The 24992-nt window shown below is 59.1% G+C and carries 20 protein-coding genes; 15 read left to right on the plus strand and 5 right to left on the minus strand.

Annotated features, from left to right (window positions below):
• Complete coding sequence (locus G6K99_RS18500) at positions 1–1161, minus strand: fumarylacetoacetate hydrolase family protein (protein WP_062576644.1); 1161 nt, start codon at positions 1159–1161, stop codon at positions 1–3.
• Positions 1162–1558: 397 nt separating this feature from the next.
• Here G6K99_RS18500 and mdoH point away from each other — a divergent pair, with 397 nt between their 5' ends.
• From mdoH to G6K99_RS18525, 5 genes are read left to right on the plus strand one after another with little or no spacing between them, the layout of a single operon-like run.
• Positions 1559–3463 carry a glucans biosynthesis glucosyltransferase MdoH gene (gene mdoH / locus G6K99_RS18505; protein ID WP_174197430.1) on the plus strand — a complete coding sequence of 635 codons (1905 nt, stop codon included), beginning with the start codon at positions 1559–1561 and terminating at the stop codon, positions 3461–3463.
• Complete coding sequence (locus tag G6K99_RS18510; RefSeq protein WP_174197431.1) at positions 3460–4437, plus strand: zinc-binding alcohol dehydrogenase; 978 nt, start codon at positions 3460–3462, stop codon at positions 4435–4437. Before mdoH ends, G6K99_RS18510 begins: the two co-directional genes overlap by 4 nt.
• A 20-nt stretch (positions 4438–4457) precedes the next feature.
• Positions 4458–4856 (plus strand): 6-carboxytetrahydropterin synthase, encoded by a 399-nt coding sequence (locus tag G6K99_RS18515; protein WP_062458601.1) that lies wholly within the window; start codon positions 4458–4460, stop codon positions 4854–4856.
• Positions 4853–5917, plus strand: a complete 1065-nt coding sequence (locus G6K99_RS18520; RefSeq protein WP_244631527.1) for a glycosyltransferase family 4 protein — start codon at positions 4853–4855, stop codon at positions 5915–5917. Before G6K99_RS18515 ends, G6K99_RS18520 begins: the two co-directional genes overlap by 4 nt.
• Positions 5914–6699: a trans-aconitate 2-methyltransferase gene (locus G6K99_RS18525; RefSeq protein ID WP_174197432.1), complete on the plus strand. Its 786-nt coding sequence runs from the start codon at positions 5914–5916 to the stop codon at positions 6697–6699. The genes G6K99_RS18520 and G6K99_RS18525 overlap by 4 nt, the downstream gene beginning before the upstream one ends.
• Before the next feature lie 16 nt (positions 6700–6715).
• Here G6K99_RS18525 and G6K99_RS18530 read toward each other — a convergent pair whose 3' ends face one another.
• Positions 6716–8101 (minus strand): hypothetical protein, encoded by a 1386-nt coding sequence (locus G6K99_RS18530; protein WP_174197433.1) that lies wholly within the window; start codon positions 8099–8101, stop codon positions 6716–6718.
• 314 nt (positions 8102–8415) lie between these two features.
• Between G6K99_RS18530 and G6K99_RS18535 the strand changes: the two genes are divergently transcribed.
• From G6K99_RS18535 to G6K99_RS18555, 5 genes are all read left to right on the plus strand, one after another.
• Complete coding sequence (locus tag G6K99_RS18535; protein WP_174197434.1) at positions 8416–9723, plus strand: ABC transporter substrate-binding protein; 1308 nt, start codon at positions 8416–8418, stop codon at positions 9721–9723.
• Between the two features lie 122 nt (positions 9724–9845).
• Positions 9846–10727 (plus strand): branched-chain amino acid ABC transporter permease, encoded by an 882-nt coding sequence (locus G6K99_RS18540; RefSeq protein ID WP_174197435.1) that lies wholly within the window; start codon positions 9846–9848, stop codon positions 10725–10727.
• Entirely contained in the window at positions 10724–11686 is a 963-nt protein-coding gene (locus G6K99_RS18545; protein ID WP_174197436.1) for a branched-chain amino acid ABC transporter permease, read from the plus strand. Before G6K99_RS18540 ends, G6K99_RS18545 begins: the two co-directional genes overlap by 4 nt.
• Positions 11674–12408, plus strand: a complete 735-nt coding sequence (locus tag G6K99_RS18550; RefSeq protein WP_174197437.1) for an ABC transporter ATP-binding protein — start codon at positions 11674–11676, stop codon at positions 12406–12408. Before G6K99_RS18545 ends, G6K99_RS18550 begins: the two co-directional genes overlap by 13 nt.
• A 1-nt stretch (position 12409) precedes the next feature.
• Positions 12410–13108: an ABC transporter ATP-binding protein gene (locus tag G6K99_RS18555; protein ID WP_174197438.1), complete on the plus strand. Its 699-nt coding sequence runs from the start codon at positions 12410–12412 to the stop codon at positions 13106–13108.
• Positions 13109–13146: 38 nt separating this feature from the next.
• On the opposite strand, the gene G6K99_RS18560 is transcribed toward G6K99_RS18555, so the two are convergent.
• From G6K99_RS18560 to G6K99_RS18570, 3 genes are all read right to left on the minus strand, one after another.
• Complete coding sequence (locus G6K99_RS18560; RefSeq protein WP_174197439.1) at positions 13147–14865, minus strand: ABC transporter ATP-binding protein; 1719 nt, start codon at positions 14863–14865, stop codon at positions 13147–13149.
• 178 nt (positions 14866–15043) lie between these two features.
• Positions 15044–16471, minus strand: a complete 1428-nt coding sequence (locus G6K99_RS18565; RefSeq protein ID WP_174197440.1) for a mannose-1-phosphate guanylyltransferase/mannose-6-phosphate isomerase — start codon at positions 16469–16471, stop codon at positions 15044–15046.
• Between the two features lie 39 nt (positions 16472–16510).
• Positions 16511–17935 carry a phosphomannomutase gene (locus G6K99_RS18570; protein WP_174197441.1) on the minus strand — a complete coding sequence of 475 codons (1425 nt, stop codon included), beginning with the start codon at positions 17933–17935 and terminating at the stop codon, positions 16511–16513.
• 247 nt (positions 17936–18182) lie between these two features.
• Here G6K99_RS18570 and G6K99_RS18575 point away from each other — a divergent pair, with 247 nt between their 5' ends.
• The 5 genes from G6K99_RS18575 (at position 18183) to G6K99_RS18595 (ending at position 24968) form a co-directional block, all read left to right on the plus strand.
• Positions 18183–19718, plus strand: coding sequence for an O-antigen ligase (locus G6K99_RS18575; RefSeq protein WP_174197442.1), 1536 nt, complete (start codon positions 18183–18185; stop codon positions 19716–19718).
• A gap of 225 nt (positions 19719–19943) precedes the next feature.
• Positions 19944–21146, plus strand: coding sequence for a polysaccharide biosynthesis/export family protein (locus tag G6K99_RS18580; RefSeq protein ID WP_174197882.1), 1203 nt, complete (start codon positions 19944–19946; stop codon positions 21144–21146).
• Positions 21147–21387: 241 nt separating this feature from the next.
• A complete protein-coding gene (locus G6K99_RS18585) occupies positions 21388–21939 on the plus strand; it encodes a hypothetical protein (RefSeq protein ID WP_062458645.1) in 552 nt (183 codons plus the stop codon).
• A gap of 72 nt (positions 21940–22011) precedes the next feature.
• Positions 22012–24270, plus strand: coding sequence for a polysaccharide biosynthesis tyrosine autokinase (locus G6K99_RS18590; protein ID WP_244631566.1), 2259 nt, complete (start codon positions 22012–22014; stop codon positions 24268–24270).
• Between the two features lie 2 nt (positions 24271–24272).
• Complete coding sequence (locus G6K99_RS18595; RefSeq protein WP_113165051.1) at positions 24273–24968, plus strand: hypothetical protein; 696 nt, start codon at positions 24273–24275, stop codon at positions 24966–24968.
• Positions 24969–24992: the final 24 nt, after the last annotated feature.

Consider the following 24992-nt stretch of genomic DNA (forward strand, 5'->3'; position numbering starts at 1 on the left):
CTACAAGAGCTTGCGCTTCGCGAGGTTCTTCATCAAAGCCGTCAGCCCGAAGTCCCAAGGCGGGCAGGCTTCACTGTTTTCCACCCAATTCACCAGTCGCCCAAGCCTTGGCGACGAAATCTCGACGCGGTCGCCGATCTCGTGCGTAAAGCCCAGACCCTTGCCGCGCCGATCCTTGACCGGTGCAAACATGGTGCCGAGAAACAACACGGCGCCATCAGGGTATTGATGGTTGCGGTTGAGAAGCTGCGAAACGAGATCTTCTGGCGTGCGGCTAATTGCCTGCATCGGGCTGACGCCCGTCATCTCGAAACCTTCAGGGCCCTCGACGACAAGCGAGATCTCCGATTTCTTGACGTCTTCGAGCGAAAATTCGCCGTCGAACAGTCGGATGAAGGGACCGAGAGAACAGGATGCGTTGTTGTCCTTTGCCTTGCTGAGAAGCAGGGCGGACCGTCCTTCGAAATCGCGAAGATTGACGTCATTGCCAAGCGTCGCACCGACAATCGCACCCGTGGATGTGACAGCAAGCACCACTTCCGGTTCGGGATTGTTCCAATCCGACTTCGGGTGAATGCCGACCAGCGACCCGCAGCCGACGGCCGACATGGGTTGAGCCTTAGTGAAGATTTCCGCATCCGGACCGATCCCGACTTCGAGATACTGCGACCAGAGCCCCATATCCTGCAACAGCGCTTTCACGCTTGCCGCCTTTTCTGAGCCGGCTACAAGTCCCTTCAGGCTGTCGCCCAGAACCGGCGCCAGGCGGCCGCGGATCTCCTGGGCCCGAAGCGGATCGCCCTTGGCCTGTTCCTCGATGACCCGTTCCAGCATGCTGTCTGCGAAAGTTACGCCTGCGGCTTTGATCGCCTGCAGGTCAACAGGCGCCAGCAGCGTTCCGGCAGTGCCGTCTAGGAAGTCATTGAGAGAGCCGAGATCCGTCCAATCGGTAGCGGCCGTCAGGCGCTCCACCAGGCCGTCGATCTCAAGCAGTGCTGACAGCGTCGCAGCGAGCGACGAAAGATCCAGAAGCCTGCCATTCCGGTAAAGGACAGGGCAGGGGCCGTCCGCAGCCTTCGACCAGACACGACCAACCAGAGTGGCGGTCTCGGAATCCTGCGGCAAAATCAGTTCGGGCGTCAGCCCGCCATGTATAGTCATTATGATCCTCCAAGCGGCCGATCGATCAGGCCTCCACCCGTCAATCTGTTGTCCGATGTCTGACAACGTCGCTTCAGCTTTCTACTGAGTGTTTTTCTTCGTGTCCAGTACTGCAACCCTGTCAATTCTGGGGATCATCTATACAATATACGCGGGCAAAGAACGCCGACGCACGGTGTCGTTCCGGTGCGCCCCAATGAAGTCGATGCAAGCTGACCAGGCGACGGATGAAGGATCATCCTACCTCGAGCGGTGACGGACGATCCAAAAGGATCCCAGTAAAACCTGCGGCTGTTTGCGCACTGGCGCGGATCTGGAGCGGGGCAACGGCGTCGGTAAACTTCATTTGAAATCGCTCGGCGCTTGCTAGGACGGAGGTTCAGCCTAAGTGTTGCGCATGGGCAATTTAAAAGAAGGCGTTCTCAACGCGATGGCTGCCGACCAAAGTGCAACGGGCTGGCAGTCGGATCCCGAACGAAGTCCCGACTTCCAATATTCCGGACTTCCAGTCCGGTGGCGCCGTCGTATTGTTCTGGCGCTCAACCTCGCAACGATCGCGGGGCTTGGGTATGTCGTCTACCGACTTCTTTCCCCAGATGGCATTGATGGTGCGGAAGCCGTCATGCTGATCGGGTTCATGCTGGCAACGCCGTGGACGGTGCTTGGGTTCTGGAACGCCGTGATCGGGATCGTCCTCCAGCACGGCCCCGGCGACCCCTCCAAAAGCATCTACCCCTTCTATCCGCAGGGTCAGGGAAGCCAGCCGATCGCTTTGTCGTCGCGGACAGCGCTGACGATATTCCTGCGCAACGAAGATCCGCGGCCCGTCTTTGCCCGGATAGAGGCGATGCAGAAGAGCCTTCAGGCGACCGGCCTTCAACGCCACTTTCGGTTCTTCGTCCTCAGCGACACGTCCGAGCCCGACATCATCCAGTTGGAAGAAGCGGGCTTCGATCTCGTTGCCGCTCATGTCGTGGCGGATGGCGGTAACCGGCCGGTCTATCGTCGTCGTGCTGACAATGCCGGTTACAAGGCGGGCAATATTCAGGACTTCCTGAAGGAACACGGAAGCCGCTACGACTTTTTCCTGCCGCTTGATTCCGACAGCGTCATGTCCGGCGACGTGATGATACGGCTGGTGGCTGCCATGGAGGCACGACCTGAGCTCGGGATTCTGCAGACCCTGGTCGTCGGAGTGCCCGCCGAAAGCGGCTTTGCCCGGATGTTCCAGTTCGGTATGCGTCACGGAATGCGGTCTTTCACGCTCGGCTCCGCCTGGTGGAGCGCTGATTGCGGGCCTTACTGGGGGCACAACGCACTGATCCGCGCCGCGGCATTTGAGGCCCACTGCAATCTGCCCGTTCTCCCGGGATCGCCGCCGTTGGGCGGCCATGTGCTGAGCCACGACCAGCTGGAAGCGACCTATATGCGTCGGGGCGGCTACGAAGTTCGTGTGCTGCCTATCGAGACACAGAGCTTCGAAGCCAACCCACCGACATTGCTGGAGTTTGCCAAGCGAGATCTGCGATGGTGCCAGGGCAACATGCAGTATTGGCGTTTCCTTTTTGAGCCGGGCCTCAAGCCGCTGAGCAGGTTCCAGCTTTTTCAGGCGGTCCTGATGTATGTCGCACCGCCGGCCTGGATCGTCGCGACGTTTGCCGCCGCATGGAAGGGTGTGACCGGCGGCTTTGATGCGACCTATATCGAACTCGGCTTCTGGTCGTTCATCACCATCTTTCTTCTGTCGGTCACCCCCAAGATCGCCGGCGTCGTCGATGTGCTGCTTACCCCCGGCGCGATCCGCTCCTATGGCGGACCATTGCGCTTCGGTCTGTCGGCGGTGATCGAACTCCTGGCCTCGATGATCATGGCGCCCATCGTTGCCGTCTATGTCTCGGTGTTCCTGATCGGTCTTCTGTTCGGACGTTCGGTCACCTGGAGCGGTCAGAACCGCGACCGGCTCGGCGTTACGCTCGGCACCGCCGTCAAGGCTATGGGCCTTCAGACATTGATCGGCGTTGTCCTCGCAACGATCATAACGGGCCTGATCGGTGGGTACGCGATCTTCTGGGCTCTGCCTGTGGTCGCCGGTCTCTGTCTGGCGATCCCGTTCACGGTCTTCACGGCCTCGCAGCGGTTCAGTTACTGGACGACCCGCCTCGGACTGTTCGCAATTCCCGAGGAAGGCTGTCTTCCGCGGGTCCTCACCCGCCTCGTTCCGCATGAAGCCCGTCTCTGGCGTCGTCCGTCCGCCAGAGTTGAAGGCAAGTTTCCCAAGCCGGCACGCGATGGCCAGGCATGACGATAGCGCAAGCATTGTGGCTGGTGCTAGAAAACCAGCCTGAATTGCGGGAGACGCCGCTTGGTCCGCTCGGGCACGGCGATGTCCTGGTGGAAAGCCTGTTCGGCGCCATCAGCCGCGGTACCGAATCGCTGGTGGCAGCCGGTTCGGTCCCCAAAAGCGAATACGACAGCATGCGGGCGCCGTTGCAGGATGGAGAATTCCCGTTTCCGATCAAGTACGGCTACGCGGTGGTCGGAACCGCAAAGGACGGCCCGGAAGCGCTTGTCGGCCGGACAGTATTCTGCCTCTATCCGCATCAGGATGCCTTCCACGCCCCCGCTGAGATGGTCGTGCCGGTTCCAGCAGGCGTGCCCGCCTCGCGCGCCGTCCTTGCAGCCAATATGGAGACGGCTCTCAACGGCGTTTGGGATGCCGGCATTCTTCCTGGAGACAAGGTCGCGGTCGTCGGCGCAGGGCTCGTCGGGCTTCTGGTTGCCTATCTCGCCGCAAGGATCCCGGGCACCGAAGTCACCGTCGTGGACGTCAATGGCGATCGCCGTGGTCTTGCCGAAGATTTCGGATGCCGGTTTGCATCACCCGAACAGGCGAACGACGGTGACGGCGGATGCGATGTGGTGATCCACACGTCGGCCACGGCCGCAGGTCTTGCCACATCCATTGCGCTCGCCGGCTTCGAGGCGCGGATCGTCGAGATGTCGTGGTATGGCGAAGGCAGCGTGAAGATTCCGCTGGGCGGTCGTTTCCACAGTCAACGCCTGTCGATCGTCGCTTCGCAGGTCGGCAACGTACCGGTTCAAAGGCGCGCAAGGTGGCCGTTTTCGCGACGTCTGGCCGCGGCACTTGCATTGCTTGCGGATGACCGCCTCGACAAACTCTTCTCCGGCGAGACGGACTTTCCCGACCTTGCCCAAGACTATTGCCAAATTCTCGCCGATCCCGGCACCCTTTGCCACCGTATCCGATACCGTTAGTCTGAAAGGACATTCCCCGCATGTTTGCAGTTGAAGTTCGCGACCACATGATGATTGCCCATAGCTTGCCACGGGAGGTATTCGGCCCGGCCCAGGCGATGCATGGCGCGACCTTTATTGTCGATGCCGCCTTCATGACCGAAGATCTCGACGAAAACGGGCTCGGCGTCGATATCGGCCTTGCAACGACGGTGCTGAAAGCAATCGTTGCGCCGCTCAACTACCAGAACCTCGACGAACTCGAAATCTTTCGCGGCAAGGTCACCACGACGGAGGTGCTCGCCAAGCACGTCTTCGATCAGCTGAAAGCCGGTATCGCTGCCGGCGATCTTGGTCCGGGTGGCGTGCGCATCCGCCGCCTCAAGGTAACCCTGCATGAAAGCCATGTGGCCCGAGCCTGGTACGAGGCTGCGATTTGAACGCCGCATCAAGGGAGCGACGGCTGGTATTCGCCATCCCCGGCGATATCGACACCCGCAGCGGCGGGTATGGCTATGACCGGCGGATGATCGAGGAGCTTAGGGCAATCGGCTGGACAGTCGAGCACCTGCAGCTTCCCGGCGGCTTTCCGGAACCGAGCGAAAGCGAGCTTGCCGAAACAGCCGAAAAACTCGCAGCCCTCGCCGACGATAGTCTCGTTCTGGTCGATGGCCTTGCATTTGGGGCAATGCCGGCAATTGCCATGGAGGAGGCGACCCGCCTCCGCATGATTGCGCTCGTCCATCATCCGTTGGCACTCGAAAGCGGCATTCCGGCCGGCGTTGCCGAGCGGTTGCGAAAAAGCGAGATGACAGCGCTAGGTGCAGCCAAAGGTGTCGTCGTCACAAGCCCTAGCACGGCGCGAACTCTGGTATCGCAATTCCGCGTGGCGCCGGATCTCGTGCGTGTCGCCGTGCCTGGAACGGAGCAGGCAAAGCCTGCATCGGGCAGCACGGCCGGGGACGGGGTGATGATCCTGTCGGTTGGATCGTTGACGCAGCGAAAGGATCATGCGGCGTTGATTTCAGCGCTCGAGCGCATCTCCGATCGCCCATGGCAGTGCCGGATCGCAGGCAGCGATGACATGGATCGTCAATGCGCTGCCGATCTGCGACGACAGATTGAGGCGTGCGGGCTCTCCGACCGGGTGACCTTGACGGGTGCGCTTGATGATGTGGAAGTCGAATATGCCCAAGCGGATATTTTTGCACTCGCCAGCCAATATGAAGGCTACGGCATGGCCTTTGCGGAAGCCATGGTGCGCGGCCTGCCGATCGTCGGCTGCCGCGGCGGGGCGATACCCGATCTGGTGACTGACGATGCCGGGATACTCGTGGAACCGGGTGACATCGCCGGGCTCGCCGAAGCTCTGGCGCTGCTGATCGACCAGCCCGAGACGCGACAAGCTTATTCTGCGGGCGCGCTTGCCGTGGGCCAGCAGCTGCCCGATTGGCCCGCAACGGCAAAGGTGCTTTCCGACTTCCTGGAGGAAATGCGATGAGTGGTTTCGACACGGTCTGGCTCGATCTGCGCGAGCCAGCGGACAACGCTGCCCGCGATCCCAAACTCCGGCGGTCTGCCATGGAAAGTGTGACCGCAGACGGGAACGGCGCGACGGTCATCGATCTCGGCTGCGGAACCGGCTCCACTGTCCGCGCACTTGCGCCCCAGAGTTTGTCCTGGCACTGGCGGCTTGTCGACAACGATCTGCAACTGCTCGAAGAAGCCGCAAACAGGCTCGACATGCCCGACCAGGTGAAATGCCTGCAGGCCGACCTTAGCCAGTTGGCGCCTGAGCTCTTCACGGATGCGAGGCTGGTGACAGCGTCGGCGCTTTTCGACCTCGTCTCAGCCGAATTTCTGGAGCGTCTTCTGCATCTCCTCGCGAAGCGTGACATCGGCCTGTATACGGCGCTCAACTACGATGGCGTCTGCAGCTGGGAAATCGCGCACGAAGCGGATGCCTTGGTTGTCGAAGCGTTCAACGCCCACCAACGCCGCGACAAGGGCTTTGGACCGGCGCTTGGTCCAACGGCGGAACCGGTCTTGTCCCGGTTGGCGGAGCAGGCGGGCTTCAAGGTTCTCACCGGTCAGAGCCCTTGGCGCCTCGGCGGAGATCAAGCGGAATTGCAGCGGCATTTCATTGCCGGCATGGCAAACGCTGCGTCTGAAACAGACCGGCTTGACGAAAGCGTTCTGGACGACTGGCGACGGATGCGTCTCGAGATGGCATCGCGTTCGGCCTGCGAAGTCGGGCACTGGGATATGCTTCTCCTCCGCTGATTGGTTGCCACCCCGATCATCCCGCTGTCGGGGTGGAAAGAAGCCAGAGGCCGAAGACGGTATAGCCTATCATCGCAAGGGCCAGAAAAGCCTGACTGATGGTGGCGCTTGCCGGTTTCACGAAGTGCTTGAGCGCAATCATGTGGGCGATCAGAATGCCGATGCAGTGCCCGGCCACGATGATCGCGGTCTGTGCGATCCAGAGCTTTTCGACACTGCTGATGTCGATCAGCATCGATGCCGTGACGTGCCGATCGGCGGTTCCGAACAGATCCCAGCCAAGCGCAAAGGGATCCGAGATCGCAGAGTAGAGATATTGCCCGTTGATCAGAAGCAGGCTGAGATAGTGGGCTGCATGGAAGGCAACCGCTATCGGAATGATCGAATAGACCAGATGCGTGATCACCCCTCGATCAGCGACTAATCGTGCCTCTCCGGCAAGCCGGGCTCCTGATATGACAGCCGCGAAATAGATCACTGCGAGCACCGCCGGAGCGGCGATCAAGCCGAGCGTATTCGGCAGGGTCACAGCGCTGCGGCCGGGAAATTCCAGCGGGTTCACCCCGATCATCGAGAGCCAGGTGAAGGTCTCTGCAAAGCCATCGAAGGACGCCGTTCCGAGCGTCAGCAGCAGAAACAGGGCGGCGCTGATCGGCGGCGGCTCCGCCGCGACGCAGTCTTGTCCCGGCCAGCGGAACCGGACACTCGCCCATATTCCTGATTTCGGCGGCTTGATCTCAAACGGTGCGATCATGCCGATCATGCGGAAACACACCGAGAATGGTTCGCCCCGCTCTGTCCAATCTCGCTCTCCGAAAACCAGCATGGCGATGAAATTGAGAATCCAGTAGGCCGACACGGCGATGGCGAGACGGGGAGGCTCTTCCGGGGCAAGCGAAACCAGCTCGTACCAGGCAAACATCAAAAACAGGAGGATCGCCGGGATGTAACCGACGGCCTCCGGCAGCTTCAACAGAGGAGCTTCGCCAAGCCTGCCGCCTGTCGCTCGCCGCAGGATACGAAGAGGACCCGTCCAGGGATTGAGCCATGGCCACAGGTTCCCGACCAGCGCCTGCAGCAAGGTCAGGCCGACCCAGAACAGCGTCCAGACGACAAGCGGCAAAGGATTTTCAAGCGGGTCGGCTGTCGAATAGCGGCCGGCGGCGATCAGGACCAGCAGAAGCAGAAAGCTCAGCGTGCTGACCATCGCGATCGGCGGCACCGGCCGGCGATCGAGCGTGATGGAGGCACTGCCAGCATGTGTGAACCAGCGCGACGGAACCAGCAGCAATGCGACGAAGGTAACTGCGACGACGATCGCGCCGCCTGTCAGGTAATATTCGGTCGGCAGCAGCATCACCAGCCCGCGTTCCGTCCCGTGCGCGCTGGCCGTGCAGGGCATGAGCGTCCACAAGAGAGCTGCCGTCGCCGATGGACAGGCCGGCAACCGGTGTTTTCGGGGAAATGACGGCAACGGGTTCATCCTGCGTCTGGTGGCGTGATCGGCTGAAACATCATGCCGGGATGGAGAAGCGTATCCCATACCACGACATCTTCGCTCAGACTGGGCCTCGTGCCGCTCCTGTCAGGTCTCCTGATCAGCGGAATTCTTTGCTATAGGACATGGTAGGGCTCTTATTGTCGGTGGCACCTGGTAGACCATCGACTATCGCATCAGCATGATGGGCGTCAGTACCGTTGAGAGGAAAATTTCGAATGACCGACAAGACTTCAGCACCGAAAGCGTCGGTGACCCGCCGGACGACCCTTCTTGGAATGGGCGCGGCAACGGGTGCGGGCATTCTTTCTTCCGTCTCGCCGGGCTTCGTCCGATACTCGCACGCCCAGACCTCCGCCCCGATCAAGCTCGGCTTTGAATGCCACCGCACCGGTATCGGCGCATCCTATGGTCGCTGGTACGAGCGCGTCGCACGCGCTGCCGTCAAGATCATCAACGATGAGGGCGGCATCAACGGTCGTCCCGTGGAACTGATCGTCGAAGATGATGGCACGGATCCCAAGCGGGGCGCCGAAGTCGTCGAGAAATTCGCGACCCAGCATAAGGTCGATGCTGTGTTCGGGACGCTGTTTTCACACGTCGTCGTCGCCGCCGCGCCGCGGGCGGGCGAATTGAAGATGCCCTATCTCGTGGTATCGGAAGGCACCCACGTGTCTTCGGGCAGCCTCAACCGCTATTGCTTCCAGCCCGGCATCACCGACGTCCGCAGCCAGGTCACATCAGTGGCACCCTGGATTACGCAAAACCTCGGCAAGAAGGTCACGATGATCTTCCCTGACTACGCTTTCGGCTATGACCACCGCGATAATCTTCCGCCCGCCATCAAGGCGCAGGGTGGTGAGGTCGTGGAGATGATCGCCGTGCCACCGACGGAAACCTCGTTCACGCGCTACCTGCCGCGTATTCCCGCAGATACCGACGTGCTCTACCACATCATGGTCGGCCCGGCGGTCCTCACCTTCGTCACCGAACTCGGTCAGTTCTACGGGTCTCAGCGACCCCAGATTTTCGGCTTCATCGATAGCGTCGAGGCCGTCGATCTCTCGACGCCGCAACTGGGCTTCCTCGACGGTACCTATTTCTGGGAGGGCATGCCCCGTTATGCCCAGAAGGACCAGAGCGAATGGGACAAGTTCTATCGCACGGCCGTGGGCGTCAACGAGAATGGTGCAAGCATCGCCGATCCGAAGGACATCGCCACCTACGCCCATATGTACGGGGTGTGGGAAACCCTGTTCACCATCAAGCAGGCGATGCAGTCATCCGGATATAACGGCCCGCAGGACAAGGCCAAGTTCATCGAAGCCTTGGAAGCGATCGAGACATTCGAGGAAGGGCGCGACCATCCGCAGGGCAACAAGATCTTCAACGGCAAGAACCACCAGGTTTACGGCCACCAGAACATCTCCAAGGTCGAAGGCGGCCGCATGGATGTCGTGCACCGGACCTCAATCGAAGACGGCATGTACGAGGTGACGGCTGACTACACGAAGATGTCGCTCTGACCCGCCCATTCCGAAGGGATCGCCCCTCGCATCCCTTCGCTCTTCACCCCGCGGCGTTTTTCCTGTCTAACCGCTGCAAATCAGGCGAGGGGACAGTCGTGTCCGTGCATGGGAGCTAGGGTTTGGCGTTCGGTCCCTTTCTGCTGCTGGCGACATTGGAAGGACTGCTCCAGGCCGCGGTCCTCACATTGACGGCGCTTGGCCTGTCGCTGGTGTTCGGCGTCATGCGCGTCGTGAATGTCGCTCATGGCGAATTCTATATGCTCGGCGCTGTCGTTGCCTGGTGGGTGGCGTCGATGTTCTCGCTGCATCCGGCAGTCGGCTTTTTCGCGGCGCTCGTCATCAGCCCGCTGATTGTCGGGGCGATCGCGTTCGCCAGCGAGCGGCTGATCCTGAAGCGCCTGAACTACGATCCGGAATCGACCATCGTCGCCACGATCGGCATGCTCTATATCATCCAGCAGACGGTCCTTTTGACCTATGGTCCGGATGCGCGTCCGGTGTCCGCGCCGTTCTATTACCGCATCCAGCTGCCGTGGTTCGGCTATTCCGGTTACAACCTGTTCGTCATCGCAGCGGCGATCGTGTTGCTGCTGGTGGTCTGGTTCGTGCTGAGCCGCACCCGGCTCGGCCTCATCATGCGGGCAACGCAGTTTGATCGCGAGATGGCGCAGGCCTTCGGCATACCGATCGAACGGGTCTATGCCTTCGTCTTTGCCGCCGGCGCCATGCTGGCGGCAATCGCTGCGGTGCTGATCGTGCCGATCCGCCAGGCCCATTACCTGATGGGGCTCGATCCGCTGCTTCTCTCCTTCATCGTCGTCATCCTTGGCGGCCTCGGCAGTCTCCGCGGCACCGTCATCGCAGCCCTGCTGATCGGATTGAGCGACGGCATCATTTCGGTGTTCTTCTCACCGACGCTTGCGAAGATCATCTCGACCCTGCTTGTCACCCTTGTTCTGGTGTTCAAGCCGGAAGGTCTGTTCGGGGCGAAGGCGCGATGAGAAGCGAAAACACCATCCGCGTCATCGCGCTTCACGTCGGCGTGCTGGCAGCCCTCTTTCTCGTCCAGTTCTTGCTGCCCGATTATCACCACCTCGCCATGACCCGCGTCATGCTGTTGGCGATCTATGCCATGGGCTACAACATGCTGTTCGGCTATACGGGCCTGCTGAGCCTCGGACATGCGATGTTCTTTGCCGCCGGTCTCTACGGCGCCGGCATGACGGCCTATTACACCGATCTCGGCGTGCCACTCGCGTTTCTCATCGGAATTGTCTGTGGTGCCGCCCTGTCGCTCGTCATCGGCGTGATTGCTCTGCGAACGACCGGCGTCGCCTTCATGATTGTCACCATGATGTTCGGCCAGGTTGCCTATCTCACGATCACCTACTTCACCGACTATACCCGCGGCGAAGAAGGCCTGACGATGCCGGCAGCCGCCCGCAGTTTCGATCTCCTCGGACTCCACATCGACCTGACGAATGCCGTGCAGCGCTACAACCTGGCGCTCGGCCTTCTGGCTTTGACACTGCTCGTCATCTTCATCGTCGTCCGCGGACCGATCGGCAGGGTGCTGATCGCGATCCGCGAAAACGAGACGCGCACGCTGATGCTGGGCTTCGACACATTCAAGCTGAAGCTCGGTGCGCTCGTCCTGTCAGGCACGATATCCGCCATGGCCGGTGCCGCCTACGGGCTGATGTTCGCCTATGTCGGCGCAACCTTTGCCACGATCCAGTATTCGATCGAAGCGCTGCTCTTCACGTTGCTCGGCGGTGCCGGAACGATCCTTGGTCCGCTGCTCGGCTCAATCCTCATGTTCTACATGATCGACATCACCAGCGAATACACCCAGGCCTATCTGCTCGTGACCGGCGTCGCGCTTGTGGTTCTGGTCCTCTTCTTTCCGAAAGGCATTCTCGGGACGATCCGCGAAAGGTGGCTGTCATGGCTTCCGTGAGCCTGCTTTCGACAAAAGGTCTCAGCCGCCATTTTGGAGGGCTGAAAGCCGTCGACAATGTCGACTTTACCATCAGAGAAGGCGAGATCCGCGCGCTGATCGGTCCGAACGGTGCCGGAAAGACGACTTTCGTCTCGTTGCTGGCCGGTCGTATCGCGCCGAGCGCCGGTTCGATCGAGTTCCTGGGCAAGGACATCACCAACCTACCGGCGCATAAGCGCGTGCGCGACGGCATCGCCTATACATTCCAGATCACCAGCATCTATCCGACGCTGACCGTGTTCGACAACGTGGCGCTGTCGGCACAAAGCGCTTTAAGGCGTCACCCCGGCTCGAAACGGTCTGATATTGCCGAGAAGGCGCAGGAAGCCCTGGACCGCGTTGGCCTTGCGGATCGAATGGGAGAGAAGGCCGGGACCATGGCCTATGGCCACCAGCGGCTTCTCGAAGTCGCGATGGGACTGGCGCTGGAGCCGAAACTCCTGATCCTGGATGAGCCGACGCAAGGCTTGTCGGATAGCGAGATCGAAAGTTTCTGCCGGCTGGTCAAGGAAATCGCCACGTCTGCAACGGTCCTTTTGATCGAGCACAACATGCCCGTCGTCATGCAACTCGCCGACACGATCACGGTTCTCAACCACGGTCAAATCCTCGCCGAGGGGTCGCCCGGAGACATCCGTGCCAACGCAGCCGTGCAGGCCGCCTATCTGGGAACCGGTTGATATGCTCGAAGTCTCCAATCTCGATGTCTATCACGGCAGCAGCAAGACGCTGCAGGGTATGTCGCTGACTGTGGAGAAGGGCGAGGTTCTCTGCCTGCTCGGCCGAAACGGCGCGGGCAAGACGACGACCCTGCGTGCCATCATGGGTCTCGCAACGGCCGGTGCCGGTAGTATCCGGCTGGATGGTACCGAAATTTCGGCGCTGCCGGCGCATGAAAGGCCACGCCTCGGCATCGGCTATGTGCCGCAGGGCCGCCGGTTGTTCTCCGAGCTGACCGTGCGGGAAAATCTCGAAATCGGCATGATGACACGACGCAGTCCGCAGCGCGTGCTCGACGAAACGCTTTCGCTGTTTCCCCGGCTGCAGGAGCGCCTCGGCCAGGTTTCCGGAACGCTGTCCGGCGGCGAACAGCAGATGCTGGCGACCGCGCGCGCCTTATGTCTCGATCCGAAGGTCATCCTGCTCGACGAGCCGACCGAAGGGCTGATGCCCTCGATGATCGCGACGATCCGTGATGTCGTGGTGACGCTGCGCAATCAGGGAAAAGCAATCCTGCTGGTCGAGCAGCGGGTCGAGGCCGTGTTATCGATCGCCGACCGCGTCTGTTTCGTCGAGAACGGCAAGGCGCAGGCAGTCATGCCGGTTGAGGCGCTGAGGGCCGATCCGTCTCCTCTGTCCCGCTACGTCGGTGTCGGCTAAAGTCGGGCGATCTTGCGCGGCTCGATCCTGATCACCGATCAGACCATGCCGACCTGGCCGGAATGCAGCCGGTTATACGCGCCCCTGCGTTCGATCAGGTCCTGATGGGTGCCCTGTTCGGCAATACCAGAATCATCAATGACGACGATTCGATCGGCGCCCTGGATCGTGGCGAGCCGGTGGGCGATGATCAGCGTGGTCCGCCCCTGCGATAGTTCGGCAAGCGAACGCTGTATCGCACGCTCGGTTTCAGTATCAAGCGCGGAGGTCGCTTCATCGAGGATCAGGATCGGTGGGTTTTTGAGGAACATGCGGGCAATCGCGACCCGCTGCTTCTGGCCGCCGGACAATTTCACGCCACGCTCACCGATGACAGTGTCGAGCCCCTCCGGCAGGTTTGCTAGCATGTCCTCCAGACGTGCGCGGTGCGCCGCTTCGACAATGTCGGCCTCGGAAGCGCCCAGTCTTCCATAGGCGATATTTTCCCGCAGCGTACCACCGAACAGGAAGACATCCTGCTGCACGATGCCGATCTGCTGGCGAAGGGATTCCTTCGTCATCTTGCGGATGTCGATCCCGTCGATCGTGATGCTCCCCGACACGACTTCGTAGAACCGCGGAAGAAGCGAGCATATGGTTGTCTTGCCGGCGCCCGAGGGCCCCACGAACGCGATCGTCTCGCCAGCGAGGATATCGAGGTTGATCTCTTCGAAGACAGTCTTCGTCGCGGTGTAACCGAAGGTCACGGACCGGTACGCGATCTCGCCTTTCAGGTGATCAACGGCGACCGCATCCGGTGCATCGGCAATATCTGGCTCCGTATCGATCAGTTCGGTAAACCGTCTGAAGCCGGCGATCCCCTTCGGATAGGTCTCGATCACCGAATTGATCTTTTCCACCGGACGAAAGAAGATGCCGACGAGAAGCAGGAAACCGATGAAGCCGCCCGCCGTCAGCTCGCCGGCCAGCACGAAATAGGCGCCGGTCACCATCACCACCATCTGGGTCAGCCGCATGCTGAGGTAACTCATCGAGCTGGTGGCGGCCATCAGCTTGTAGGCTTCCAGCTTTACGCGGCGATAGCTTTGATTATCCTTTTCGAACAGCGCGCGCTCGTGACCCTCGTTGGCGAAAGCCTGCACGACACGCATACCACCGACATTTTCCTCAATGCGTGCGTTGAATTCGCCGATCCGGCTGAAAAGGCGATGGAAATTTTCAGTCATGCGGCCGCCAAAATGGCTGGTTGCCCAAGCGGTCACAGGAACGATAGTCGCAGTGATGACCGCCATCTGCCAATTGACTGAAAACATCAGCAGCAGAGCGCCGATAAAGGTCATCAGCGCAATGAACAGGTCTTCAGGCCCGTGATGCGCGACTTCGCCGATTTCCTCCAGGTCCTTGGTGAGGCGCCCAACGATATGGCCGGTTTTCTGGTTGTCGAAATAGCCGAACGACAGCTTCTGCAGGTGGTTGAACGCCGCCCGCCGCATGTCTGTCTCGATATTGATGCCGAGCATATGGCCCCAATAGGTGACGACGGCCATCAACCCGGTATTGAGGACATAGATGACGAGAAGGCCAGCGGACGCGAGGATGATCAGCAGCCATTCCTGGCTCAGCAGAAGTCTGTCCACAAACAGCTTCACCGCCATGGGAAATCCAAGCTCGAGGAGGCCGGACACGATGGCGCAGCCGAAGTCGAGGAGGAATAGGCCTTTATAGGGCTGATAATAAGAGAAGAAGCGACGAAGCATGCTGACCTGCAGACGATGTCACATCTGGCCTGCAGCGATGCAGGCCGGATGTGAGAACATGAGTAACCTTCTCATATTCGAAAAGCCGCCGGAAAGGATAGTGCCGTTATGCCACGGCACGCCATTCACTTCGCTCAGGCGGTCTGCAAGCAGCACGTCGCCGTCTGCGGGGTCTTGATCAGCCCCGTCCGAACTCGTCGACGATGCGGATAATGTCGTCTTCCCCAAGATAGGAACCGGTCTGGACCTCGATCATTTCAAGCATGATCTTGCCGGGGTTGGCCAGGCGATGGACTTCACCCTGTGGAATGTACACGCTCTCGTTTTCGCGGACCGTCTGCACGGTGTCACCGATCGTCACCTCGGCCGTGCCCTTGACGCAGATCCAGTGCTCCGAGCGGTGGTGATGCTTTTGGAGAGAGAGCTTCTTGCCTGGCGTCACAAACAGCCGTTTCACCTGGAACCGATCGCCGTTGAGGATCGAGGTATAGCCACCCCAGGGGCGGTAGGAGGTTGGATGTGTTTCGGTGAGAGCCGAAGTCGCCTTGGCGGCGGCGAGTTGCTTGACGATGTTGCCGACGTTCTGACTGTCGTCGAGGCGGCCGACATAGACAGCGTCCTCGCTGGCGATGACGGCAATTCCATCCACACCCTGCACGGCCATATGACCGTGGCGCGACAGGACGAGCGAATTCTTCGTGTTGATCAGCGTCGCGTTGCCGAGCGCGACATTGCCATCGGCATCCTGCTCGCCCAGCTTCCAGACCGCATCCCAGCTGCCCATGTCTGACCAAGTGAAGGACGCCGGCACGACAGCAGCGTTTGCTGTCTTTTCCATGATCGCATAGTCGACCGAGATGTTCGGGCTGGCCGAAAACGATACCTCGTCGAGGCGCAAGAAATCGAGGTCACCGGATGCCTTTGCAACGGCAGCGCTTGCAGCTTCAGCAACAGCGGGCGCAAAGCGGGCGAACTCGCTGAGAACCACGCCGGCCTGGAACATGAAGATGCCGGAGTTCCAGACAAAACCACCGCTCGCCAGCATCTTTTCAGCGTCCGGCAGGGCAGGCTTTTCGACGAAGCGCTTTACTGTGTTCGCACCGCTTGAGAGCTGGTCACCGATCTCGATATAGCCATAGCCGGTCGAAGGCTCGGTCGGTGTAATGCCGAAGGTGACGAGCTTGCCGCTTGCTGCCGTCTTGCGTGCGGTCTGAATGGCATCGAAATAGGCCTTGCCCGCTTCGATTTCGTGGTCGGAGGCCAGCACCTGCAAGATCGCGTCGTCGCCGAACTTCTCGGCGACGAAGGCAGCGGCTGCGGCAACGGCCGGTGCCGTGTTGCGCGCGGACGGCTCCAGCATGATCGCCGTGAGTGGCAGGCCAAGCTCGCGTGCCTGTTCGGCGGCAAGGAAGCGGAAATCTTCGTTGGTGATGACGATTGCAGGCTCATAGAGCGTCTCGTCGGCAACACGCGCAAGCGTGGACTGGAACAGCGTCTGGTCGCCGACGAACTGTATAAACTGCTTTGGTGCAGAAGACCGTGACAACGGCCACAGCCGCGTGCCCTTGCCGCCTGCCATGATTACGGGAATGATCTTGCCAACCATAGTCTCAGTCTCCACTGACGCTTTTGCTTTTGAGATTTGTCATCGGTTACGTTCTGCCGCCCAATGCCGAATGAGATCAAGCCCTTGATCCAACAATTCCGAGGCGGCCCGTTCATCCGGCGCTTCGACGTAGCAGCGCATTTCAGGCGCATTTCCAGACGGCCGAAGATGGATGATGCGCCCGTCCTCAAGTGTCACGCGAAGCCCGTCTATGTCGCTTTTCGCAGTGACTGAGCCGATGGGGGCTAGAAAAGCGGAAAGATTGTCGTCGGATGCCCGCAGATGCGCCATCAGCGCTGCACTCGTTTCAACGGGGAAGTTTTCCAGCCGGTCTGCCGCCGCAAAAGCGAGCGGATAATCGGCAACGATGCGTGATAGGGGTTGCTTGGCATTCGCGAGAAGCGAAAGCGTTGCCAGGGCCGGCAGGAAGCTGTCACGGGTCGGCAGCGCCTGCAATGTGCCTCCAGAAACTGTGAAGTCGGAACCAGTCAGCGTGCCGCCATTGGCCTCGAACCCGACGATCGCGGTTTTGCCATCCTTGGCCGCCGCTTGCATGGCGGCAATGACGAAGGGTGAGCCGACCTTTGTTCTCACAACCGTATAGTCGCCCGCAGCCTCTATCCGTGAATTGGACGTGACCGGGGTGGCGACCACTTGGGCATAGAGGAAGTTTGCCGTGATCAGGCCCAGCAGATCGCCTCTGAGCGGCTGCCCCTTTTCGTCTGCGACGAGCGGGCGGTCGCCATCACCATCCGCGGACACGATCGCGTCGAGACGATATTGTGGGGCCCAACCCTGCAGCAGCGCAATCGTTTCGGTAGAGACGGCTTCCGTATCGACGGGAATGAAACGCTCAGAGCGTCCGAGCGGCACGACCTGCGCGCCCAGCTTTTCAAGAACCTGAACGAAGAGATCACGTGCGACTGTGGAATGCTGATAGACGCCGACACTCAATCCCACCAATGCGTCGGGAGCAAGCAGCATGGCGTTGCGTTCGACGAAAAGTGCTTCGGCCTCCGCATGCCGATCCGGAGCTTCGCCCGGTGTGTCGTCGATCTTTTCATCTGCCATAACGCCGGCGATCGCCGTGATCCGGATCTCGTCCTGTTTGTCGATCTCGCCATCGGCACGGTAGAATTTGATACCGTTGCGATCATCCGGGATATGCGATCCAGTGATCATCAGGCCGGCAGCCGAGAGCTTCATACCGTAAAGTGCCAGCGCGGGAGTGGGTATGGCCCCACAATCGATGGCGTTCAGTCCTGCCCGCTGCAAGGCGCCGATACAGGTTGCCGCAATCCTCGGGCTTGAGGCCCGGAAATCACGTCCCACCAGAACCGGATCCCCCGGCTTGGCAAGACCGGCCTCTAAAAGATGGCGTGCGAACGCTGTGGTGTAGAGCGCCGACGCTCTGCCTTCGAGATCAGTGACAAGACCGCGAAGGCCGCTTGTTCCAAATTTCATGATGCGTCTGTTTCGATTGGTCGGATAGCAATGATTGTGGGAGCCAATACCATAAAAATATGGAATGTAGCTATAGACACTTGAACGGTAAAAGCGAGAGTATATGGAGGCGTATAGTTAAATCATCACAAGTCATATTTCCGCTTTGCTTCGAAAGACCGTGATAAATTACTAAAATATACTTTGATCTGTATGTCGTATTGCTGAAGCATTCCCAGTGTTGGGCGTAATTTGGATTGGGGCTAATATGAAAGATTTCGGCGGGGGGTGGCTGACAAAGAACGCTGTCTATAGATCAATTGTTTTTATTCACTGGTCAGCACTCGCCTTAGCGCTTTTGAATTTTGGCGCCGTGCAAATTTCCACTGTCGCTATCTACGGATTGGCAAGTGCTCTCCTGCTTTGTATCGCCGTCTTCGTCCGAGGGATCCCCAAGGCAGGGGAGCCGGCAGTGAAAGCGGCTATCGTATTGGCTCTGGTCGCCTTCGCATGGGTAATGTTCCAGACTACTCCGCTGCCTGAAGCAATCTTTAGTCAACCGTCGTGGAGAGACCTGGCCAATTTTCAGCTCGATGCTTCCCCGGTGATATCCTTGACGCCTGCGGATGACTGGGCATCTTTGCTTCGTTTCCTCGTGCCGGTTGAGGTCTTTCTGCTCGGGATTATTTTGTGCGACAGCGACGAACGAGCGATCGCCACCCTCAAAGGCCTGGCGATAGCAGGAGCCGTTGTCGCTCTTCTCTCCATCGCCCAATTCCTGATCGCGCCCAAGACACTCCTCTTCATCGCAAAGACGGCTTACCTCGACAGCCTAACCGGCTTCTTTGTCAATCGGAACACCGCCGCAACCTATTTCGGGATTGTCGCCATCCTGAACTATGGAATCCTTTCGTCTCACCTGCGGTGTGTTGGGGTCCGGCGAATTCTCACGTCGCTGGATCAAGGCAGGGGTCTTCCATTCGATCAACGAAAGGCAGTTCGAGGAGCACTAAGCTTTGCGATACTGTTTATGGTATCGGTCACGGCTCTTGTGCTGACGAAGTCCCGGGCCGGGGTTGCGGCAAGTTTTGCCGCGCTTCTGTTGATGACCCTGTTGTTCGTGTTCAGATCTTCGCAGAACAAGCATCCTGTCCCTGCGCTTCGGAGTACCGGCCTTAGATCCATCCGCGTTGGCGCATTTCTGATAGCGATTGCTTTAACCGGCCTATTCGCAGCAGGCTTCCTGTCGTTTTCTGGCAGAGCTTTGCTCCGAGCAGAAGTGCAGGGCGCAAGCGACGGCCGCTTTTGCATCATGCCGGGATTGGGCTCGGGGGTATCCGATCATTTTCCGTTCGGGACCGGACTGGCAAGTTTCGAAACCGCTTTTACAGCGTATCGCGATCCGGACTGCGGCGTCTATACGGTTTGGAATCGTGCCCACGATGTCTATCTCGAAGCGGTCTTCGCGTTGGGCGTCGCCGGCATATTCATTATCGCGTTTGGACTGGCCTTTATCTTATCGTGCCTCGTCAGAGGAATGGCAGCGAGGCGGCGCCTTCGTTATGTCCCGGAATCCGGCTTCGCGGTGGTGTTGCTGCTTCTCGTTCACTCCGCCTTCGACTTCTCGATCCAGATCTCCGGCCTCGCCATTTTCGTGGCTGCGACCTTGGCGCCGATCGTCGTTGTCTGCGTTGCCGATCCAAAAGTCGGGTCGAAAAACAGGCGAAATCGAACGATCCAAACAAGCGTGGCGGGGCAATTGTCGTCGGCGCCCAGCCTGCGAGATAAACAGTTGTCTGCTTGAAATACGCAGCTTATCCAAAGCATCTACATTAGTAAGATAAATTCTATTGTACTATTTTATAGCTTAGGCACAATTAATATATATAATAATTAGTTAAATCTGTGATTTATCAGCAACAAAGCTTCGTTTCGTTCTGGATTCATTTGTTACGTTCCAATCTAAACTAGAAATAAATAATCTCGTGTGCAAGTTTCGCTTGGGGCTTCTAAGGGGACACACGTGAAAATCAAAACCGCATCGACTTTTGTTCTTGTGGCGACGTCATTCCTGTCGGGATGCACGGCGCTGCCAAACTCTGGACCAGATTCTCGGCAGGTGGAGGCGCAGGCAACTGCAAAGGTTACATCAGCCAAAAAGGCACAGGCCGTCGGGATCGACTATGCTCTGGTCGACATTAGTAAATCTGTGCTTGCTTATGTAGAGGATACCAAGGCGACATCCCTTAAAGGGGGGTTCGGCGGCGGTCGTGGCGGAGCCCCGAGCTTGCCGCTCGGCGTTGGTGACGTCGTTCAGGTCTCCGTCTTTGAATCCCAGTCCGGCGGCCTGTTTATTCCCAACGACGCCGGGAGTCGTCCTGGTAACTACGTGTCGCTACCGAACCAGACAATCGATCGGGAGGGTACGATCAGCGTCCCTTACGCCGGTCGTATCCCGGCCGCCGGGCGTCCGGTGGAGGACGTCCAGCGACAAGTTGAGGATGCACTCGCCAATCGCGCGATTGAGCCGCAGGTGTTGATCACGAAGGTCAGCAGCCGATCTGCTCAGGTCGCGGTTCTGGGCGACGTACGCTCGCCTGCGAAGATAGAGTTGACGGAAGCTGGTGAGCGCGTGCTTGACGTCGTTTCCGAAGCCGGCGGCCTGAGCTCGCCCGGCATCGAAACCTACATTACGCTGCAAAGACGCGGAAAATCGGCGACTGTCCTTTACGATTATCTGGTCGCCACGCCGTCTGAAAACATCTATGTCGCACCTGGCGACACCATTCTGGTCGATCGTGAACGTCGAACCTACCTTGCATTTGGCGCCTCGGGTCTCAATGGCAGGTTTGACTTCGAGGAATCGAAGCTGACCCTTGGTGAAGCACTGGGGAAGGCGGGCGGATTGCTGGACTCGCGTGCAAATCCGGCGCAGGTCATGCTCTACCGCACAGTCAAGAAAGACTTCCTGGCTAAGCTGGGCGTAGATACCAGTCGGTTCAGCGGCGAAATGGTTCCCGTCATCTTCAGAGCCAATATGAGAGATCCTTCGGCTCTCTTCGCTGTCCAGAAGTTCCCGATGCAGGATAAGGACACGATCTATGTGTCCAACTCCGACTCCGTCGAAACGCTGAAGTTCCTCAACATCCTGAATTCTGTGACGTCGACTGTCGCTGGTGTTCCGTCGGATGCCATCGCCACCCGCGATGCTGTTCGAGAACTCGCCCCGTGAGTTTTGGCCTCAAATTCACAAGTTAACAGTAATTTAATCTCTCTATTGATGATTTTTTACTTCTGTGCGATGGATTGATTAGTTTAGTAATCTTCGGGAGACAGTCATGCATAAGGTTTTTATAAGTAATATTGCAGCTATCGCGCTTGTCACTGCTCTAGTTTCAGGTATTGCTGACCTTTCTTCGGCTCATGCACAGTCGGCTTTGCCAACGGCGGGATGCTTCGTCGCGCCGGCCCGGATGTCTGATGCCGAGATCAGCGCGTTTCTCGCAGCTCCAGAAAGTCTGTTGTCGCAGTTCTCGTCTGGCGGACTTCCACTGTCCAATCAGGCTCGTTCGCTCGCCGGATCCAGCGCCGACGCACTGTCCCCGCTGATTGCCATCGCTGCAAAGGCTAATGCCGGTCAGGCTGCCGCGATCGGCGCGGGGCTTGCTCGTGCCGCAAGGGCCTGCGCTACCGTCAATCCCGAATATGCCTCCCGTATCCAGGACGCTATCGCGGACAGCGGCAATCGCGCCCTCGAGACAGCGTTTCTCGCGGCCAACAGCGAAACGCAGACTGCGTCTCTTGGCGGCGGCCTCAGCGGTGGCGGCTCGGCAACCGGTGGCGCTGGCGCGATTGGCGGCGGCGGCACGCCAGGTGGCGGCAGCAATGGTGGCGCTGGAACGACTGCGTCGACCGGCTCGGGCTCGTCCAGCTTCTCTTCCGGCGGCGGTAGCGGATATTACGCGAGCGAAGACGGCGGCTCGACGACGATCGTCGAAGGCAGTTCGACCACGGCGTCGTTCTGAGGCGGCTACTGTCTGGCATTTCATTGAGCGAGGTTTTTCTTGCAGATTCATAACAAGAGTTTCTCTGGTGGCCTGCAAGGCGACGATGTCGATTTAGAGCGCTCCGTTCAAGGAATTGATTTCGACGCTGTTTTAGCGATCGCCAGACGACAATGGATGATCGTAGCGGCCGCAGTGGCGGCCGCTATTGTCCTAGGATTGGCGTATATATTCACGGCAGTTCCTCTTTATACGTCCAACGTCAGCGTCTTGATCGACCAAGGCAATAGAGAAGTCGTTCAGCAGCTTTCGACAATTGGTGGCGTGGTCGACGACGAGGGTTCCGTTCTCAGTCAAGTTGAACTCCTGAAATCGGACACGATTGCCATGTCCGTCGTGGATAAGCTCGACCTTACGAATGATGCGGCGTTTGCGAGTGCCGGAGGGTCTATCATTGGAACGATGGTCGGAACGCTCCGGTCGCTGGCAAATGTCTCTTCTTGGTTCGTTGTTGAACCCGAAACCAGCGATCAGGTGGAGGCGAAACGCCGCGCCGCTGCGAACACGCTCCTTTGGAACATGGAGATCAGCCGCGTTGGTCGCACTTATGTTTTGAGCATCAGCTACACCTCTCCATCGTCTTCTCTCGCTGCGAAGATCGCCAACGCGATCGGAGAGGCCTATCTGGTTGACAAGCTTAATTCGAAATATGAGGCAACCAGGCGCGCAAGCGGCTGGCTGCAGGATCGCATAGCCGAACTGCGCCAGAAGGCTTTGGACTCGGATCTTGCCGTCCAGAAGTTCCGCAGTTCCAACGGCCTCGTTGCTGCCGGCTCGGTTCTGGTTGCTGACCAGCAGTTGTCCGAACTCAACAGCGCATTGATCGTCGCGCAGTCCGATACCGCAAAAGCTGAGGCGCGCCTGCAGCGGATCGCGCAGATCATCGCTTCGGGCCAAGGAGACGCGATCGTTACGGATGTTCTCGACAGTTCCATTTCCAACGAACTGCGCCAGAAATATCTTGATGCCTCCAAGCGGGAAGCGCAGATATCCGATCGTCTCGGAGTCAATCATATTCAAGCGATCAGGCTGCGCAGCGAAATGACGGAATACAACCGTCTGATGTTCGAAGAGGTCAATCGTATCGCCGAAAGCTACAAGAGCGACCTCAACGTTGCCAAGGCCCGGGAAAAGAGCCTGACGGATTCGGTCGCGCAGGCCACAGGCATCAGCGCCACCGCGAGCGAGACCCAGGTACAGCTGAGAGAACTCGAGCGGGAAGCTGACACCTACAAGAACATGTACCAGACCTTCCTGCAGCGGTATCAGGAGGCCATACAGCAACAGTCCTTCCCGGTCACAGAAGCACGTATCATCACGCGAGCAGCTGCACCCGACAGTCCGAGCCATCCCCGCAAGCCATTGGTGCTGGCACTGTTCGTGATTATCGGTGCCGCGGTCGGGAGTGGCCTTGGCGCGTTTCGCGAGTTCCGGGACCGTTTCTTCAGAACCGGCGAACAGGTTCGCGACGTTCTCAATCTGGAATTTCTGGGCATTGCGCCAATAGTGGCTCCCGGAAAGGCCGTCGATGCTCCGGATAGCTCTGACGGTCGTGGCATTGGCCAGGTTCGAAAGACCCATGCCGTTTCGAATTACGTCATCGATCACCCACTCTCCGCCTTCGCGGAAACGCTTCGAAGCGCCAAGATTGCTGCAGACCTCGCGCTTACCGGCAAGAGTTGCAAGATCATCGGCGTCGTTTCGTCATTGCCTGGAGAAGGCAAGTCAACGATTGCGGTGAATTTTGCCGAGTTGCTGGCGGGGCAAGGAAACAGAACCGTCCTGATCGACGGCGATTTGCGCAACCCGGGCGCGACGCGGGCGATCGGGAGACATGCGGAATCCGGCCTTCTCGAAGTGCTCATCGACAACAAGGATCCGCAGTCGCTTTTCCTCCGAAACGACCGGACTAAACTTGCGTTCTTGCCTGCAGTTGTCCGTCACCGCATTCCGCATTCGTCCGAACTGCTATCGTCCGCGCGCATGCGCCAGGTGCTCGCAGACATCAGCAATACCGCAGACTATATCATTATCGATCTGCCGCCTCTTGGCCCGGTCGTCGATGCCCGCGCCATTGCAGGCCGAATTGACGGGTTCATCTTCGTCACCGAATGGGGCAAGACAGCACGCCGGGTCGTTCGTCAGGTTCTCGCTTCCGATCCCTATGTCCGCGACAAGTGTCTTGGTGTCGTGCTGAACAAGGTCGACCAGGAACGGATGAAGCTCTACCGAGCCTATGGCTCCAGCGAATATTATTACTCGCGATACTCCCAGTACTACCAGGAAGGCTGAGAATGACGCGGCGTGGTCGCAGACCGCTTCTCATCGGAGCGGTCGTCCTGCTCTGCATGGGAAGCCTGGCGATCTCGGTGACACAGATCTCACGCTACGCCCGGTTCGGGACCATGCGACACATCGCGGCCCAGATTGAACGCGACAAACCGGTCTCGCGGGAGTTGCTCGAAGGAACTCTACCGCAGATGAGACTGCTTCTCAGAGACGATGTTTGCCAAAGCGAGTTCGTCAAAGCAGCTGTAACGGTTACGCTCTTCCGGCTGGATACACAAAGCCCGGATGTCGATTACGACAACTGGTCGAGCGCGCTTGGGGAGGCAGAGACCGTGGTTCGCTTTGCGCTTCACTGCCTCCCGAGTGATGGAAACTTTTGGGTCCGGTATGCGATGGTCAGGCAAGCGGTCGGGGAACAGCCAGAGGAAATCGCAAAGCTCGTCACGCTGTCACAGCTTTACGCCCCCGCAGAAGAAAACACGATTGCGGCGCGGTTCCGCTTGTACAACCGCCTGACGAAGCCGAGCCTTACCCTCGCGGCAGCACCGCTGAAAGCGGATCTTGCGGTGGTATGCTCCTTGAAAGGCGCTGCCCTGCGGCGGCGTTTGCCTTTGGCGAACCCAGTCCTTGCCCGTGAGGTCCAATCTTACGCGCAAGATTGTCAACTCGGTCGATCGTTGCGCGACAAAACGGGGAGATAGGTTCGGCCACCCAGCCGGGCGTCA

It is taken from the genome of Neorhizobium sp. AL 9.2.2, from assembly GCF_013317225.1.
GTDB classification, from domain to species: Bacteria; Pseudomonadota; Alphaproteobacteria; order Rhizobiales; family Rhizobiaceae; genus Neorhizobium; species Neorhizobium soli.

Coding starts and splice junctions, on each gene's coding strand:
- G6K99_RS18500 (WP_062576644.1), bottom strand. CDS start 1,161: ATGACTATACATGGCGGGCTGACGCCCGAACTGATTTTGCCGCAGGAT.
- mdoH (WP_174197430.1), top strand. CDS start 1,559: ATGGGCAATTTAAAAGAAGGCGTTCTCAACGCGATGGCTGCCGACCAA.
- G6K99_RS18510 (WP_174197431.1), top strand. CDS start 3,460: ATGACGATAGCGCAAGCATTGTGGCTGGTGCTAGAAAACCAGCCTGAA.
- G6K99_RS18515 (WP_062458601.1), top strand. CDS start 4,458: ATGTTTGCAGTTGAAGTTCGCGACCACATGATGATTGCCCATAGCTTG.
- G6K99_RS18525 (WP_174197432.1), top strand. CDS start 5,914: ATGAGTGGTTTCGACACGGTCTGGCTCGATCTGCGCGAGCCAGCGGAC.
- G6K99_RS18530 (WP_174197433.1), bottom strand. CDS start 8,101: ATGCCCTGCACGGCCAGCGCGCACGGGACGGAACGCGGGCTGGTGATG.
- G6K99_RS18535 (WP_174197434.1), top strand. CDS start 8,416: ATGACCGACAAGACTTCAGCACCGAAAGCGTCGGTGACCCGCCGGACG.
- G6K99_RS18545 (WP_174197436.1), top strand. CDS start 10,724: ATGAGAAGCGAAAACACCATCCGCGTCATCGCGCTTCACGTCGGCGTG.
- G6K99_RS18550 (WP_174197437.1), top strand. CDS start 11,674: ATGGCTTCCGTGAGCCTGCTTTCGACAAAAGGTCTCAGCCGCCATTTT.
- G6K99_RS18555 (WP_174197438.1), top strand. CDS start 12,410: ATGCTCGAAGTCTCCAATCTCGATGTCTATCACGGCAGCAGCAAGACG.
- G6K99_RS18560 (WP_174197439.1), bottom strand. CDS start 14,865: ATGCTTCGTCGCTTCTTCTCTTATTATCAGCCCTATAAAGGCCTATTC.
- G6K99_RS18565 (WP_174197440.1), bottom strand. CDS start 16,471: ATGGTTGGCAAGATCATTCCCGTAATCATGGCAGGCGGCAAGGGCACG.
- G6K99_RS18570 (WP_174197441.1), bottom strand. CDS start 17,935: ATGAAATTTGGAACAAGCGGCCTTCGCGGTCTTGTCACTGATCTCGAA.
- G6K99_RS18575 (WP_174197442.1), top strand. CDS start 18,183: ATGAAAGATTTCGGCGGGGGGTGGCTGACAAAGAACGCTGTCTATAGA.
- G6K99_RS18585 (WP_062458645.1), top strand. CDS start 21,388: ATGTCTGATGCCGAGATCAGCGCGTTTCTCGCAGCTCCAGAAAGTCTG.
- G6K99_RS18595 (WP_113165051.1), top strand. CDS start 24,273: ATGACGCGGCGTGGTCGCAGACCGCTTCTCATCGGAGCGGTCGTCCTG.